13 protein-coding genes are annotated in these 12,918 nt (G+C 60.7%); 4 read left to right on the forward strand and 9 right to left on the reverse strand.

Annotated elements, in window-relative coordinates; genetic code table 11:
* Positions 1-15: 15 nt before the first annotated feature.
* Both HU755_RS12170 and HU755_RS12175 read right to left on the reverse strand, forming a co-directional pair.
* Positions 16-801, reverse strand: coding sequence for a DeoR/GlpR family DNA-binding transcription regulator (locus tag HU755_RS12170; RefSeq protein WP_186552609.1), 786 nt, complete (start codon positions 799-801; stop codon positions 16-18).
* A gap of 255 nt (positions 802-1,056) precedes the next feature.
* The gene (locus HU755_RS12175) at positions 1,057-1,950 is read right to left on the reverse strand and encodes a LysR family transcriptional regulator (protein ID WP_238349983.1); all 894 of its coding nucleotides are present in this window, start codon (positions 1,948-1,950) and stop codon (positions 1,057-1,059) included.
* Between the two features lie 86 nt (positions 1,951-2,036).
* Here HU755_RS12175 and HU755_RS12180 point away from each other — a divergent pair, with 86 nt between their 5' ends.
* Positions 2,037-2,813 (forward strand): NAD(P)H-dependent oxidoreductase, encoded by a 777-nt coding sequence (locus tag HU755_RS12180; RefSeq protein ID WP_186632848.1) that lies wholly within the window; start codon positions 2,037-2,039, stop codon positions 2,811-2,813.
* A gap of 180 nt (positions 2,814-2,993) precedes the next feature.
* Here the strand turns inward: HU755_RS12180 and HU755_RS12185 are convergent, their stop codons facing one another.
* The 3 genes from HU755_RS12185 to HU755_RS12195 all read right to left on the reverse strand — a co-directional run bounded on the left by HU755_RS12185 (position 2,994) and on the right by HU755_RS12195 (position 4,987).
* Entirely contained in the window at positions 2,994-4,013 is a 1,020-nt protein-coding gene (locus tag HU755_RS12185; protein WP_186632851.1) for an AbrB family transcriptional regulator, read from the reverse strand.
* Positions 4,014-4,158: 145 nt separating this feature from the next.
* Positions 4,159-4,581, reverse strand: coding sequence for an HD domain-containing protein (locus HU755_RS12190; protein WP_186632854.1), 423 nt, complete (start codon positions 4,579-4,581; stop codon positions 4,159-4,161).
* Positions 4,582-4,597: 16 nt separating this feature from the next.
* Positions 4,598-4,987, reverse strand: coding sequence for a hypothetical protein (locus tag HU755_RS12195; protein WP_186632857.1), 390 nt, complete (start codon positions 4,985-4,987; stop codon positions 4,598-4,600).
* A gap of 167 nt (positions 4,988-5,154) precedes the next feature.
* Between HU755_RS12195 and HU755_RS12200 the strand changes: the two genes are divergently transcribed.
* Together HU755_RS12200 and HU755_RS12205 are read left to right on the forward strand one after the other, a co-directional pair.
* Positions 5,155-5,586 (forward strand): hypothetical protein, encoded by a 432-nt coding sequence (locus tag HU755_RS12200; RefSeq protein WP_186632860.1) that lies wholly within the window; start codon positions 5,155-5,157, stop codon positions 5,584-5,586.
* 345 nt (positions 5,587-5,931) lie between these two features.
* Positions 5,932-6,213, forward strand: a complete 282-nt coding sequence (locus tag HU755_RS12205) for a fructose-bisphosphate aldolase (RefSeq protein ID WP_186552616.1) — start codon at positions 5,932-5,934, stop codon at positions 6,211-6,213.
* 86 nt (positions 6,214-6,299) lie between these two features.
* On the opposite strand, the gene HU755_RS12210 is transcribed toward HU755_RS12205, so the two are convergent.
* The 4 genes from HU755_RS12210 to HU755_RS12225 all read right to left on the reverse strand — a co-directional run bounded on the left by HU755_RS12210 (position 6,300) and on the right by HU755_RS12225 (position 11,722).
* Positions 6,300-6,848 (reverse strand): cupin domain-containing protein, encoded by a 549-nt coding sequence (locus HU755_RS12210; protein ID WP_003226097.1) that lies wholly within the window; start codon positions 6,846-6,848, stop codon positions 6,300-6,302.
* A gap of 493 nt (positions 6,849-7,341) precedes the next feature.
* A complete protein-coding gene (locus HU755_RS12215; RefSeq protein ID WP_186632863.1) occupies positions 7,342-8,625 on the reverse strand; it encodes an FAD-binding oxidoreductase in 1,284 nt (427 codons plus the stop codon).
* 49 nt (positions 8,626-8,674) lie between these two features.
* Entirely contained in the window at positions 8,675-10,165 is a 1,491-nt protein-coding gene (locus HU755_RS12220) for an aldehyde dehydrogenase (protein ID WP_186632866.1), read from the reverse strand.
* 180 nt (positions 10,166-10,345) lie between these two features.
* The gene (locus HU755_RS12225; RefSeq protein WP_007918694.1) at positions 10,346-11,722 is read right to left on the reverse strand and encodes a glutamine synthetase family protein; all 1,377 of its coding nucleotides are present in this window, start codon (positions 11,720-11,722) and stop codon (positions 10,346-10,348) included.
* Positions 11,723-12,004: 282 nt separating this feature from the next.
* On the opposite strand from HU755_RS12225, the gene HU755_RS12230 reads away from it, so the two are divergent.
* Positions 12,005-12,766, forward strand: coding sequence for a gamma-glutamyl-gamma-aminobutyrate hydrolase family protein (locus tag HU755_RS12230; protein ID WP_186632868.1), 762 nt, complete (start codon positions 12,005-12,007; stop codon positions 12,764-12,766).
* Positions 12,767-12,918 lie beyond the last annotated feature (152 nt).

Here is a 12,918-nt window from a genome sequence, read left to right on the forward strand (position 1 = left end):
ATTCAACACAAAACCTCAATCCGGCAACTGCTCCACCACAATCCCCAACCGCCGATAATCCTCCACACTTCCCGACCCCAGATGCAGCTCTGTAATCAGCCTGTGCAGACGCGTACACGGCGCCACCACAAACGGCTCCACCGCGCCCAGCTTGTCCGCCGTGGTCACTGCAATCACCTGCGTCGCGCCGTTGAGCATCGCCTGTTTTATCGGCACTTCATCGAAATGCAGCGAGGTGATCCCCACTTCAGGATGGATCGCACAAACCCCGGTAATAGCCAGATCAGCCTTGATGCCCGCCAGCAATCGCAGCGCCTCCTGACCGCTCGCCGACATCGAGTGTGGATTCAATTCCCCGCCGGCCAGAATCACTTTCACGCCTTTGTATTCGGACAGCGCAATCGCCGTCAGCGGTGAAGCGGTCACGGCCGTGATGCGGATTTCAGCGGGTAACGAGCGCGCCACCTGCAAGGTGGTCGAACCGGAATCGAACAGCACAATCTGCCCGTCCTTGATGTGCTGCGCCGCCAGTTGCGCCAGGCGCACTTTGACCTCGTCGGTCTCATCCAGGCGGGTGAAGTAATCCTTGCCGGAGTCCTTGGGTCGCGGCAACGCCCCGCCATGCACGCGCTGCACCAGTCCGGCGTTGTCCAGTTCGGCAAGGTCGCGGCGGATGGTGTCTTCGGACACCGCAAAATGCTGGCTCAGCTCGGAGGCCATGACCTTGCCGTCGCGCTCAAGCAGCAAAAGGATTTTCTGCCGGCGCAGGGAAGGCAATTCGGCGATGGAATGATCGTGCATGGTTATGCCTGTTTGTGCTTGTAGTTGCATGTTTCGCTGAGACTAGCGAAAGCCTCTGGCAAATACAAACGCAGCGGCTATCAAAGATTTTGATCATTGGAATCGACAAGGCGAATTTTTTCTTTGCGCTTCGCCTGTTCACAATGGCCTCACTCTTAAAGCCTCAGGATGAACAACTGATGAATCTCAATTTCGCCTTCGCGTGCATGATCGTCGTGTCGTTCGCGATTGCCCTCGGCCACGCCTGACAGCGCGTCAGACCGAAGCCAGCAATTGCTCAAGCAACCATTTGTGCGCCGGATCGCGGTGCACACGTTCAGCCCAGAACATCGCCATTTCATAGCCTGGCACCGCCAACGGCGCATCGACTACTTGCAGCGCCGGATTGCCGCGCACCAGGCGTGACGGCAGCATCGCCACCAGATCGGTGCTGGCCAGCACCGACATCGCCATCAGAAAGTGCGGCACCGACAGCACCACTTTGCGCACCAGTCCGACCTCGGCCAGCGCCTTGTCGGTCACGCCGAAAAAGCCCCCGCCCTCGCGCGACACCAGCACATGTTCCAGCGCGCAGAACTGCTCGCGACTGGGTGCCTTCATCAGCCCCGGATGGCCGATGCGCCCGGCCAGCACATAGCGTTCGGTGAACAGCGGCCGCCGGTGCAGCTCCGGCGGCGCGTCTTCGCTGATGTGCAGGGCCAGATCGAACACGCCCTGCTCGGCCTGCTTGACCATCTGCGCCGGCGTCAGATCAATGATCGCCAGCCGTGTGCCCGGCGCCTGTTCGCGCAAATGGCTGAGCGCCGGCAGCACGACGGTGGACTCGCCGTAGTCGGTCGCGGCGATTTTCCAACTGTGCGTCGCCTGCGCCGGGTCAAACGCACTGGCCGGCGCCACCGCCCTCTCCAACGCCTCCAATGCATCACGCAGCGGCTCGCGCAATTCATCGGCGCGGGCTGTCGGGCGCATGCCTCTGGGGCCGGGCAATAACAGCGGATCATTGAAGATCTCGCGCAACCGCGCCAAATGCACGCTCACCGACGGCTGCGACAAATGCAGGCGCTGCGCCGCGCGGGTGACGTTGTGCTCGGCCAGCAACACATCGAGCGTCAGCAGCAGATTGATATCCATGCGTCTCAAATTATTCATGGCTATACCAGACATATCAGACATTCATTTCAAATATACCGGGCGAGCGACGATCCTGCAGTCATCCAACTCAAGGAGCACGCGACATGAACGTATTACTGGTCTACGCCCACCCTGAATCGACGTCGCTCAATGGCTCACTGCGCGACTTCACGGTACAGCGCCTGCAAGCGGCCGGCCACACCGTGCAGGTCTCCGACCTCTACGCGATGAAGTGGAAACCGGTGCTCGACGCCGACGACGCACCGCAGCGCGACCCATCGCAACCCTTTCACGCCTCGCTCGATTCCAAACGCGCCTACGCCGACGGCACCCAGGCCGCCGACATCGCCCGCGAGCAAGACAAACTGCTCTGGGCCGATGCCTTGATCCTGCAATTCCCGATGTGGTGGTTCAGCATGCCGGCGATTCTCAAAGGCTGGTTTGACCGCGTCTACGCTTACGGCTTTGCCTACGGCGTCGGCGAACACTCCGACAGCCGCTGGGGCGAGCGTTACGGCGAAGGCAAAATGAAGGGCAAGCGGGCGATGCTGCTCGTCACGACCGGCGGCTGGGAGTCGCATTACAGCCCACGCGGGATTAACGGGCCGATGGATGAGCTGCTGTTTCCGATCCAGCACGGGATTCTGTATTACCCGGGGTTTGAAGTGGTGCCGCCGTTCGTGGTGTATCGCACCAGTCGCATGGACGAAGCACGCTATGCCGAGACCACCGATGAACTGGGGCTGCGCCTGGACGAATTGTGGAGTGCCCGGCCGATCGGGTTTCGGCAACAGAATGGCGGGGAGTATGAGATTCCGGCGTTGACGTTGAAGGATGACATAGCACCGGACCTGGAAGGCTTTTCAGCGCACATCCGCTGAAACGAACACCGCTTCTGTGGCGAGGGAGCTTGCTCCCGGTGAAACAAACACCGCTTCTGTGGCGAGGGAGCTTGCTCCCGCTCGGCGACGCAGTCGTCGCAAATCCTGCCACCAAGTATCGACGCATCAGGATTTGGGGCCGCTTCGCAGCCCAGCGGGAGCAAGCTCCCTCGCCACAAATCAGACTTCTCCGCGCACCCGCCGCATCTGTACCCATAACGCCGGGGCAAAATGCAGCAACACCATCCGGCTCAGATGATGCGTCAGGATAAACACCACGTTCAGCCCACCCCCAAACGCGACGATGGCAATTGTCTCGATCGCCCCCGGCATGTACGCCAGCCACAGCGACAGCGGATCACTGCCCAGCCAGCGCGCCGCCACTTCGGCAAATACCGCTGCGACGACAATCATCAAACCTACCGAGACGAAAGCTGTGCGGCCATGTCGCGCCAGTTCCGCGATGCCGAGTCCCTGAAACCGTGCGCCTATGCGCACGCCGAGAATCAGTGCGGCCAGATTCAGGCTCCACTCCGGCATGTGAAAGCCATGCAGCCATCCCGACTTCACAAACACAGCGGTGACGAGAATTGCGGTGAGCATGAACGGCGCCGGGACGCCGATTACCAGCAGCAGGCGCCCGAGCAACAGGCTCAAAGCAATGACCGAGAACGCGGTCAGCGCCATGCCTGTGGTCAGTGGGTCGTTGGCGACCTCGGCCGCCGCTGTGTGTCCGGGGATCAGCAAACTCACCAGCACGGTGATCAACAGCAGCCGCATCAGGTGCACGATGATGACTTTGCTCGAGGCCTTTTCCGACTCAAGCAAATCGAACACTGCGGCCAATGCGCCGGGATAAACCGCCAGCAGTGCATCGGTGCGGTTCCAGCCGGCGCCGCGTGTCAACCACCATCCGGCCAACGCGATCTGCACAGCCAGGCAGATCAGCAGCACGCCAAGGCTGGGCAACATCGTTGAGGCCGTTTCGCTATCCCAGGCGTCGAACATCAGCCCGGTGGCGATGCCCAGTGTGACCTGGATGTAGCCCAAGCCATAAGGGGTTACCGGGGCGATGCCGGTCTTACTGGCGAACAACGCGGTAACGACAATCGAGCCCAACAGCAGGCCGTGGGGTACGCCTTCGAACTGCAACAACGCGCCGAAAGCGGCAGCAATCAACAAACACAAAACGGATTTCATAGTCGCCTTCCTGGCTATTCAACTGACACACCCCTATCCATTGTGGGAGCGAGCCTGCTCGCGAAAGCGTCTCACCAGTCACTGATGAATAACTGATCTGCCGCATTCGCGAGCAGGCTCGCTCCCACAGGGAACCCCGCACGCCTTACATACGCAACCGCGCCATCGCCCGCCGATATTTCTCGATCCGCTCCAGATCCTCCCAACTCGGCGAGGCGATCCGCGAGAGATCGCTGTTTTCTTCCAGATCCGCCAGTTTCACCGCCCGCCCGATCGCATTCTGCGCGGCGCGGTCGACAAAATCGTCGTAAGACTCGCCGGGCGCCTTGGTCACCGATGCGATGGCCGTCAGCACCTCTTCGCTGAAACCTTCCCGGCGCAAGTCATCGAGACTGACGCCGCAATCCTCGACCATATCGTGCAGCACGGCGACGATGCGTTCTTCCAGCGTGGTCATGCGCATCATGACTTTCAGCGGATGCAGAATGTACGGCGCGCCGCCCTTGTCCACTTGCCCGGCATGGGCCGTGGCGGCAATGGCAATGGCGCGTTCGAGGGTTTGAACCATGGGAATTCTCCGGGGTTTAGATGCCGTAGCGGCCGCCGACGCGGATGTTGCGCTTGAACCAGTGGCCGATGGCGTTCAGGCGTCCAACGGGCTTGTTTGGTTGCTGATGGCGCTGGAGGATCAAAGACACCAGCGTGGCCTGATCGGCCTGCGGATGGGCATCGATCAACTCGGCCACCCAAGCGCAATCGGCCTTCTTCAAGTGTTCGCGCCATTCGCCGGGCCAGGCGTCGAGTTCATCCCGCGCCAAAAACCGCGCACCGCCATGCTCCATGTGCCCGCCGCCCATGGACTGCTCAAAGCAAAACGGCGTGTCCGGCTGGCCTGGATCGATATGGAACAGGTAGATGTCGTGGAAGGGCTGTTGCGAGCTGGGCGCGTTGTTGCGGCGGCCGATTTCGATCATGACGATGTTCCAATCCGTGGGGCGCTGAAGGTGTCCGATTGTTTCGCAGTGTACGCGAACGGCGCCGCCTGGAAACCCGATTGAACCTGGCGCGCCACCGCGATCTCGAAAGCAGACAAGCGCCCAGTCATCGATCAGACGCGGCGCCATTGGAGAGGAAACTGCCGATGAACACCCGACTGCTGTTCCTGATCGCCACGTTTTGCCTTATTCCCACCTGCGTCATGGCCGAAGGCTGCGACGTCCAGACCCGCTCCTCCAGCGCCTCGGTGCCGGCGGTGGAAACTCACAGTTGCTACGAGTACGAGGGCGTGCCCGTAGACTCGATCAACTGGTCGTGCAGCAACGAAACCAAAGACACCCTCAATGCGACCAAGAAAAAAGTCGAACGCTGCGACGATCACTATCAGGCCACCTGCACTGCCCGCCTCACCCAGGAATCCCTGGCCAACCCGCACTCGACCAGCAAAGACAAAAGCGCCAAACCGCTGAACCTGCCTGACAACGCGCATGTGACCACGTACTACTACGACGCCGAACATTTGGCTCAGGCCAGGATTGATTGTGAAAACGGTGGCGGACAGTGGAAGGCGAAGTGATCGCCGAGCGGATGTTTGCGCAGGACTGAAACCCCGGCTGACCGCGTTGGGATTCTGAAAGATTCGTAGGAAAACACACCGAGTGTCGAGGGAGCTTGCTCCCACAGGGCTACGAAGCAGTCCGGGAGTGGGCTAATCCCTTTCATCAGCGAGCGTGCGATTGTCGGATTACGCCGCCTGCGTCGCCAAACGGGGCGGTATTTTTCGTCTGCGCGGCGGGTTTTACGTCCTACAGGCCGGTTGCGACAAGCGAAAACGCGACCTAAAGTGAGCCGCCGCTGACCGCTGTCACCCTATGGATCGCAGCAAACGGAAGGTGTTGCTTCCCGATGAAAGGACCCGCTAATGGCCGTACACAAACCGCTCCACCATTACGCCCACATGTCCCACCCCGCCACCGAACGCCCCGTGCTGCTCATCGACGCCGACGCCCCGTTGCGCGATCTCCACGCCTGCCTTGCCGAGCGCCTCAACGCCGTCCTCAAATACCTCGACCTGATCGCCTGCACCAGCCTCCCCGACTATGCCGAAAACGACATCAACACGGTGACCAATATCGCCAGGATCATGGTGCAGGATGTCAGTGATGTGTTTCGGGTGATTGAGCGGCGGGGGCTTGCCGACTAGTAAGTCAAAACGAAGAAACCGCGATTACGCGGTTTCTTAGGGTTCGCCAATTTGCGAAAACGGCGGACGAATTAAATAGCTTCGCTTTAAAAATTCGCCGGCGTATTCGCGCTGATAATTTCAGCCTCATCCGCCCCGATATTGCGAAACTTGTGAGGCAACGTGGTCGGGAAGTAGTAGCCATCCCCTGCATTCAACACACTCACCTGCCCGTCCACCGTCAGTTCCACGGTGCCACGGGTGACAAGCCCGCACTCTTCGCCTTCGGCATGCACGATCGGCTCTTCGCCGGAGCTTGCGCCCGGTGCGTATTGCTCGCGCAGCAGGCGCATCTGCCGGCTGGGGACGGAGGCACCGATCAGCAGCAGGCGCAGGCCGTGGCGGCCGAGGTCGGGTTGTTCGTTGGCGCGGAAGACGTATTGGTGCTCGCGCGGGGGCTGGTCGAAGGTGAAAAAGTCGGCCAGGGACATCGGTATGCCTTCGAGCAGCTTTTTCAGCGAGCTGACCGAGGGGCTGACGCGGTTCTGTTCGATCAGCGAGATGGTGGCGTTGGTCACGCCGCTACGCCGGGCGAGCTCGCGCTGGGAGAGTTTGTAGCTTTCGCGTACTAGTTTGAGTCGAGAACCCGTATCCATGACAGCCTTATGTAAGAACGACTTAAGGGCGATGGGGGTGGGTGGCGGGTGCCGCGCAGGTCGCGCGGATCACGTTGCTCCCGTGTCCCGGAACCGTGAAAGGCGGCTATTAAATCACGTTTGCAGGTGTTGCTCAGCAGGTTCGATGGATGGTTGGGCAAAAGTCATTTTTGCCTTGGCAATACAGTCAATGTGGGAGCGGGCTTGCTCGCGAAAGCGGTGTGTCAGGCGACATGAGTGTTGGATGATATGGCCCCTTCGCGAGCAAGCCCGCTCCCACAGTTGGATTTTGGTGTGTCAGGAAGTATTTCGGTGGCTGGGCTGGCCTCTTCGCGAGCAGGCTCACTCCTACAGTGGGATTTTGGTGTGTCAGGCAGTATTTCGGTGGCAGGACTGGCCTCTTCGCGAGCAGGCTCGCTCCCACTATGGATATCGGTGCGCTTGCCAAAGTGAAAAACCGGCGGGGCTTTTGGGCCGCCGCCGGGGAGGTAACTTAGACGCCGAAACGGTCGCGCAGCGAGTAGTAGACGGCGCCAAGGGCGGTCAGCGGTGCGGAGAAGGTGCGGCCGCCGAGCATCGGCATGTGCGGCAGGGAGGCGAAGGCGTTGAAGCGTTCGGCGTCGCCGCGAATCATTTCCGAGATCAGTTTGCCGGCCAGGTGCGAGCAGGTGACGCCGTGACCGCTGTAGCCCTGCATGTAATAGGCGTTTTTCTCGATGCGGCCGAATTGCGGCATGCGTGACATGGTCAGCAGGAAGTTGCCGGTCCAGCGATAGTCGATTTTCACGTCCTTGAGTTGCGGGAAGGTCTTGAGGATCTTCGGGCGAATCAGTTGCTCGATGTCGTCCGGTTCCCGTGCGCCGTAGACCACGCCGCCGCCGTAGAGCAAGCGGTTATCGGCGGTGAGGCGGTAGTAGTCGAGCAGATAATTGCAGTCTTCCACGCAATAATTGTGGGTGATCAGGCCGCGCGCCTGCTGCTCGGTCAGCGGTTCGGTGACGACAATCTGCGAGCCGCACGGCATGCTTTTCGCGGTGACACGGTTATCCAGGCCTTGCGGCAGATACGCATTGCCGGCGATCAGCAGGTATTTGGCGCGCACCAGACCTTTGCCGGTGCGCACGGTGATCGGCTCGCCGTAGGTGATTTCCACCGCTGCCGATTGCTCGTAGATCTTGCCGCCCAGGCGCACGATCGCAGCCGCTTCACCGAGCGCCAGGTTCAGTGGATGAATATGGCCGCCCTGCATGTCCAGCAAGCCACCCACGTATGCATCGGAGCCGACTTCGCGACGAATGTCGGCTGCGTCGAGCATCTTCAGATTGCGGTTGCCGTAGCGCTCCCAGTTGCGCTTCTGGTCGGCGAGGCCGTTGAGCTGTTTCTTGTTCATCGCCGCGAAAATACCGCCCGGGCGGTAGTCGCACTTGATGTCGTAATCCTTGATGCGCGAACGGATGATGTCGGCGCCTTCGAAAATCATGCTGCCGAGGATTTCCGCAGTCCTGTCACCGTAACGCTCTTCGATCACATCGACGTCGCGACTGTAGGAGTTGACCAGTTGGCCGCCATTACGCCCGCTGGCGCCGTAGCCGACTTTCGCCGCTTCGAGCACCGTGACTTTGTAGCCGGCCTCGCTGAGGAACAGCGCCGACGACAGGCCGGTATAGCCCGCGCCGATGATGCAGACATCGCAGTCCACCGCCTCTTCAAGCACCGGGAAGTCGATGACTTCGTTGCGGGTGGCGGCGTAGTAGCTGTTGACGTGTTGTTGTTTCATACGATTCTCCGATGGCCGCCAGACGCTGGCGACCGCCGCTGTTAAAGAATTAGAGCTTGATCCAGGTCGCTTTCAGCTCGGTGTACTTGTCGAACGCGTGCAGCGATTTGTCGCGACCGTTGCCCGACTGTTTGAAACCACCGAACGGCGCGGTCATGTCGCCGCCGTCGTACTGGTTGACCCAGACGCTGCCGGCACGCAGGCCGCGGGCAAAGGTGTGCGCCTTGCTGAGGTTGCTGGTCCACACGCCGGCGGCGAGGCCGAAGATGCTGTCGTTGGCAATCTGCAGCGCTTCTTCGGCGGTGTCGAAGGTGATCAGCGACAGCACCGGGCCGAAAATCTCTTCCTGAGCGATGGTCATCGCGTTGGTCACGCCATCGAAAATCGCCGGTTGCACGTAGAGCCCGCCGGTTTCTTCGAGGCTGCGCTGGCCGCCGGCAATCAGCTCGGCGCCCTGCTCACGCCCGATGCTGATATAGCGCAGGACGTTGTCGAGCTGACGCTGATCGACCACGGCGCCGACGGTGGTCGCCGGATCGAGGGCATGCCCCGGTTGCCACGCTTGCATCGCCTCGACCAGCAACGGAATGAACTGCTCACGAATCGAACGCTCGACCAGCAATCGCGAACCAGCGGTGCAGACTTCGCCCTGGTTGAAAGCGATGGCACTGGCCGCCGCCTGGGCTGCGGCGCGCAGGTCCGGCGCGTCGGCAAACACGACGTTGGGGCTCTTGCCGCCGGCCTCGAGCCAGACGCGTTTCATATTGCTCTGGCCGGCATAAATCATCAGTTGCTTGGCAATCGCCGTGGAGCCGGTAAAAGCCAGTACGTCGACATCCATGTGCAGCGCCAGCGCCTTGCCCACGGTGTGGCCGAAGCCCGGCAGCACGCTGAACACGCCTTTCGGGATGCCAGCGTCCAGCGCCAGCTGCGCGATGCGGATGGCCGTCAGCGGCGACTTTTCCGAAGGTTTCAAAATGAACGAGTTGCCCGCCGCCAATGCCGGAGCAAATTTCCAGCTGGCCATGATCAGCGGGAAATTCCACGGCACAATCGCCGCGACCACGCCGGATGGCTCGCGGGTAACGAGGCCGAGTTGATCGTGCGGCGTGGCGGCAACTTCGTCGTAGATCTTGTCGATGGCTTCGGCACTCCAGCGGATCGCATTGGCGGTCGCCGGGATGTCGATGCTCATCGAATCGCTGATCGGTTTGCCCATGTCGAGGGTTTCCAGCAGCGCCAATTCCTCCTGGTGTTGCAGGATCAGATCGGCGAAGCGGATCAGGATGCGCTTGCGCTCGGCCGGGGCTTTTTTCGCCCAGATGCCGGAGTTGAAGGATTGGCGTGCGGCTTCGACGGCGAGGTTGGCATCGGCTTCATCGGTGCTGGCCACGGCGGCGAGGAAGCGGCCGTCGACCGGGCTCAGGCATTCGAAGGTGTCACCGCTGATAGCGGGGCGGTATTCGCCGTCGATGAAGGCACGGGATTCGATAGTCAGGGACTGGAAGCGTTGTTCCCAGTCGTTGCGGGTATTGGTCATTGTTTTGGGCTCGACAAAAGGAATGGGATGGGCGAACGCACGCCAAACGAAATCTGATAACCCGATCCATGTGGGAGCGGGCTTGCTCGCGAAAGCGTCGTGGCAGACAACACACTGGTGAATGACACACCGCATTCGCGAGCAAGCCCGCTCCCACATTGGATCTATGTCAGCCTGTAATCAGACGGTATGCAGATACCAGTTGTACTCAAGGTCAGAGATCGAGTTTTCGAACTCGGCCAGTTCGCTCTCCTTGCACGCGACAAACACATCGATGTACATCGGGTCGATGTAGCGCGCCATGACTTCGCTGTCGTCGAGTTCACGCAGAGCGTCGCGCAGGTTGTTCGGCAGACTCTGTTCGTTCTGCTCGTAGCTGTTGCCTTCGACCGGGGCGCCCGGTTCGATCTGATTGGTCAGGCCGTGGTGAATACCGGCCAACACTGAGGCCATCAGCAAATACGGATTGGCGTCGGCACCGGCGACGCGGTGTTCGATGCGCACGGCGTCCGCCGAACCGGTCGGCACGCGCACGGCAACGGTGCGGTTGTCGATGCCCCAGCTCGGCGAATTCGGCACGTAGAACTGCGCGCCAAAGCGGCGGTACGAGTTGACGTTCGGGCAGAGGAAGGCCATTTGCGCCGGCAGGGTCTCCAGCACACCGCCGATGGCGTGTCGCAGCGCGGCGTTCTGCTCGGGATCCTCGCTGGCGAAGATGTTGTTGCCTTCTTTGTCCAGAATCGAAATGTGCACATGCAAACCATTGCCCGCCTGACCCGGATAGGGCTTGGCCATAAAGGTCGTGTCCATCTCGTGGTCGTAGGCGATGTTCTTCACCAGACGCTTGAGCAGGACGGCGTAATCGCAGGCCTTGATCGGGTCGGAAACGTGATGCAGGTTGACTTCGAACTGCGCCGGGGCGCTTTCCTTGACGATGGCGTCAGCCGGGATGCCCTGCTCTTTCGCGCCTTCGAGGATGTCTTGCAGGCAGTCGACGTACTCGTCGAGGTCGTCGATCAAGTAGACCTGCGTCGACACCGGGCGCTTGCCGGACACCGGCGAGCGTGGCGATTGCGGACGGCCGTTCACGTTGTCCTGGTCGATCAGATAGAACTCGAGTTCGAACGCGGCGCAGATAGTCAGGCCGAGGTCGTCGAATTTGCGCACGACGTTGGCCAGCACTTCACGCGGATCGGCAAAGAACGGCTGGCCTTCGATCTCGTGCATGGTCATCAGCAACTGTGCCGTCGGGCGCTTTTGCCACGGCTCGATGCTCAGGGTGCCGGGGATCGGGTAGCAGATGCGGTCCGCGTCGCCGATGTCCAGGCCCAGGCCGGTGCTTTCCACCGTGGAGCCGTTGATGTCGAGCGCGAAAAGCGAGGCCGGCAGGTTGATGCCTTTCTCGTACACCTTATGAAGACTGGTGCGTTCGATGCGCTTGCCGCGCACCACACCGTTCATGTCCGCAATCAGAAGGTCGACGTACAAAACCTCAGGATATTTCTTAAGGAATGCGTTGGCTTCGTTGAGTTGAACGGTACGCAGAGGGACCGACATGATGCACCTATTTAGCTGTTAATTATTATGTTCACTGCCGTGTTGCGCAGCCAGTCAATCCGAAAGGCAAAGTGAAGTCAATAGCGAACAGCTGGCCCTCCAGCCTTTATTTTTCGGGGTTTAACTAACACTCGCGTGCCATATCAACCGCCAAACGCCGTAAAACCTGAGCGATTTCACGGGCGGCGTTTAGAATTTTTTACAGGACAGTTGTTAATTAAAATCAACGAGGCTAAGCTCCGGAAAAGCTCGTTCAAGTGACTCACTTCGAGGTGAATAAAAATGGCATTCAAGCCATTGATCGGCGTTACTGCGTGCGTCAAACAGATTGGCCTGCACCCCTATCACATCAGCGGCGACAAGTACGTTCGCGCTGTCAGCGTGGGCGCTGAAGGGTTGCCAGTGGTCATTCCATCCCTTGGCAACCTGACGGAAATCGACGACCTGCTCGGCCAGCTCGACGGCCTGTTGCTGACCGGCTCGCCCTCCAACGTGGAACCGTTCCACTATCAAGGCGCCGCCAGCGCCCCGGGCACGGATCACGATCCGGCGCGCGACGCCACCACCCTTCCTTTATTGCGTGCAGCCATCGCGGCGGGCGTTCCGGTGCTCGGTATCTGCCGTGGTTTCCAGGAGATGAACGTCGCCTTCGGCGGCAGCCTGCACCAGAAGGTGCACGAGTTGCCGGGCATGCTCGACCACCGCGAAGCCGACAGCCCCGACGTCGCCGTGCAATACGCACCGGCCCATGCGGTCAGCGTGCTCGCCGGCGGTGTGTTTGAAGCGCTGCAGTTGCCGGATGAATTTCAGGTCAACTCGATTCACAGCCAGGGCATCGACCGCCTCGCGCCCGGCCTGCGCGCCGAAGCCGTGGCGCCGGACGGTTTGATCGAGGCGATCTCGGTCGAGCACAGCCCGACCTTCGCCCTCGGCGTGCAATGGCACCCGGAATGGCAGGTGCTGGACAACCCCAACTACCTGAAGATTTTCCAGGCGTTCGGCGCCGCGTGCCGGCAACGGGCGGCGCGGCGCAGTCAGCGCTGACACCAGTAACGAATACGTAACGATTGACTGCCCCCACAGCGGTCGGGCGTGCCTGCGCGCACCCGTCAGTTGTGAGCAACAACACCTGTAATAACAACAAGTACGACCCAGGCAGCCAGGACGGCGGCGCCGAACAAGCCCTCGCAACGCAC

The sequence above is a fragment of the Pseudomonas sp. SWRI111 genome (assembly GCF_014268555.1).
Classification (GTDB): domain Bacteria; phylum Pseudomonadota; class Gammaproteobacteria; order Pseudomonadales; family Pseudomonadaceae; genus Aquipseudomonas; species Aquipseudomonas hamedanensis.

Excerpts from the sequence above, each read along its gene's own strand:
- HU755_RS12170 (WP_186552609.1), bottom strand. The coding sequence starts at position 801 with ATGCACGATCATTCCATCGCCGAATTGCCTTCCCTGCGCCGGCAGAAA.
- HU755_RS12175 (WP_238349983.1), bottom strand. The coding sequence starts at position 1,950 with ATGAATAATTTGAGACGCATGGATATCAATCTGCTGCTGACGCTCGAT.
- HU755_RS12180 (WP_186632848.1), top strand. The coding sequence starts at position 2,037 with ATGAACGTATTACTGGTCTACGCCCACCCTGAATCGACGTCGCTCAAT.
- HU755_RS12185 (WP_186632851.1), bottom strand. The coding sequence starts at position 4,013 with ATGAAATCCGTTTTGTGTTTGTTGATTGCTGCCGCTTTCGGCGCGTTG.
- HU755_RS12190 (WP_186632854.1), bottom strand. The coding sequence starts at position 4,581 with ATGGTTCAAACCCTCGAACGCGCCATTGCCATTGCCGCCACGGCCCAT.
- HU755_RS12195 (WP_186632857.1), bottom strand. The coding sequence starts at position 4,987 with ATGATCGAAATCGGCCGCCGCAACAACGCGCCCAGCTCGCAACAGCCC.
- HU755_RS12200 (WP_186632860.1), top strand. The coding sequence starts at position 5,155 with ATGAACACCCGACTGCTGTTCCTGATCGCCACGTTTTGCCTTATTCCC.
- HU755_RS12205 (WP_186552616.1), top strand. The coding sequence starts at position 5,932 with ATGGCCGTACACAAACCGCTCCACCATTACGCCCACATGTCCCACCCC.
- HU755_RS12210 (WP_003226097.1), bottom strand. The coding sequence starts at position 6,848 with ATGGATACGGGTTCTCGACTCAAACTAGTACGCGAAAGCTACAAACTC.
- HU755_RS12215 (WP_186632863.1), bottom strand. The coding sequence starts at position 8,625 with ATGAAACAACAACACGTCAACAGCTACTACGCCGCCACCCGCAACGAA.
- HU755_RS12220 (WP_186632866.1), bottom strand. The coding sequence starts at position 10,165 with ATGACCAATACCCGCAACGACTGGGAACAACGCTTCCAGTCCCTGACT.
- HU755_RS12225 (WP_007918694.1), bottom strand. The coding sequence starts at position 11,722 with ATGTCGGTCCCTCTGCGTACCGTTCAACTCAACGAAGCCAACGCATTC.
- HU755_RS12230 (WP_186632868.1), top strand. The coding sequence starts at position 12,005 with ATGGCATTCAAGCCATTGATCGGCGTTACTGCGTGCGTCAAACAGATT.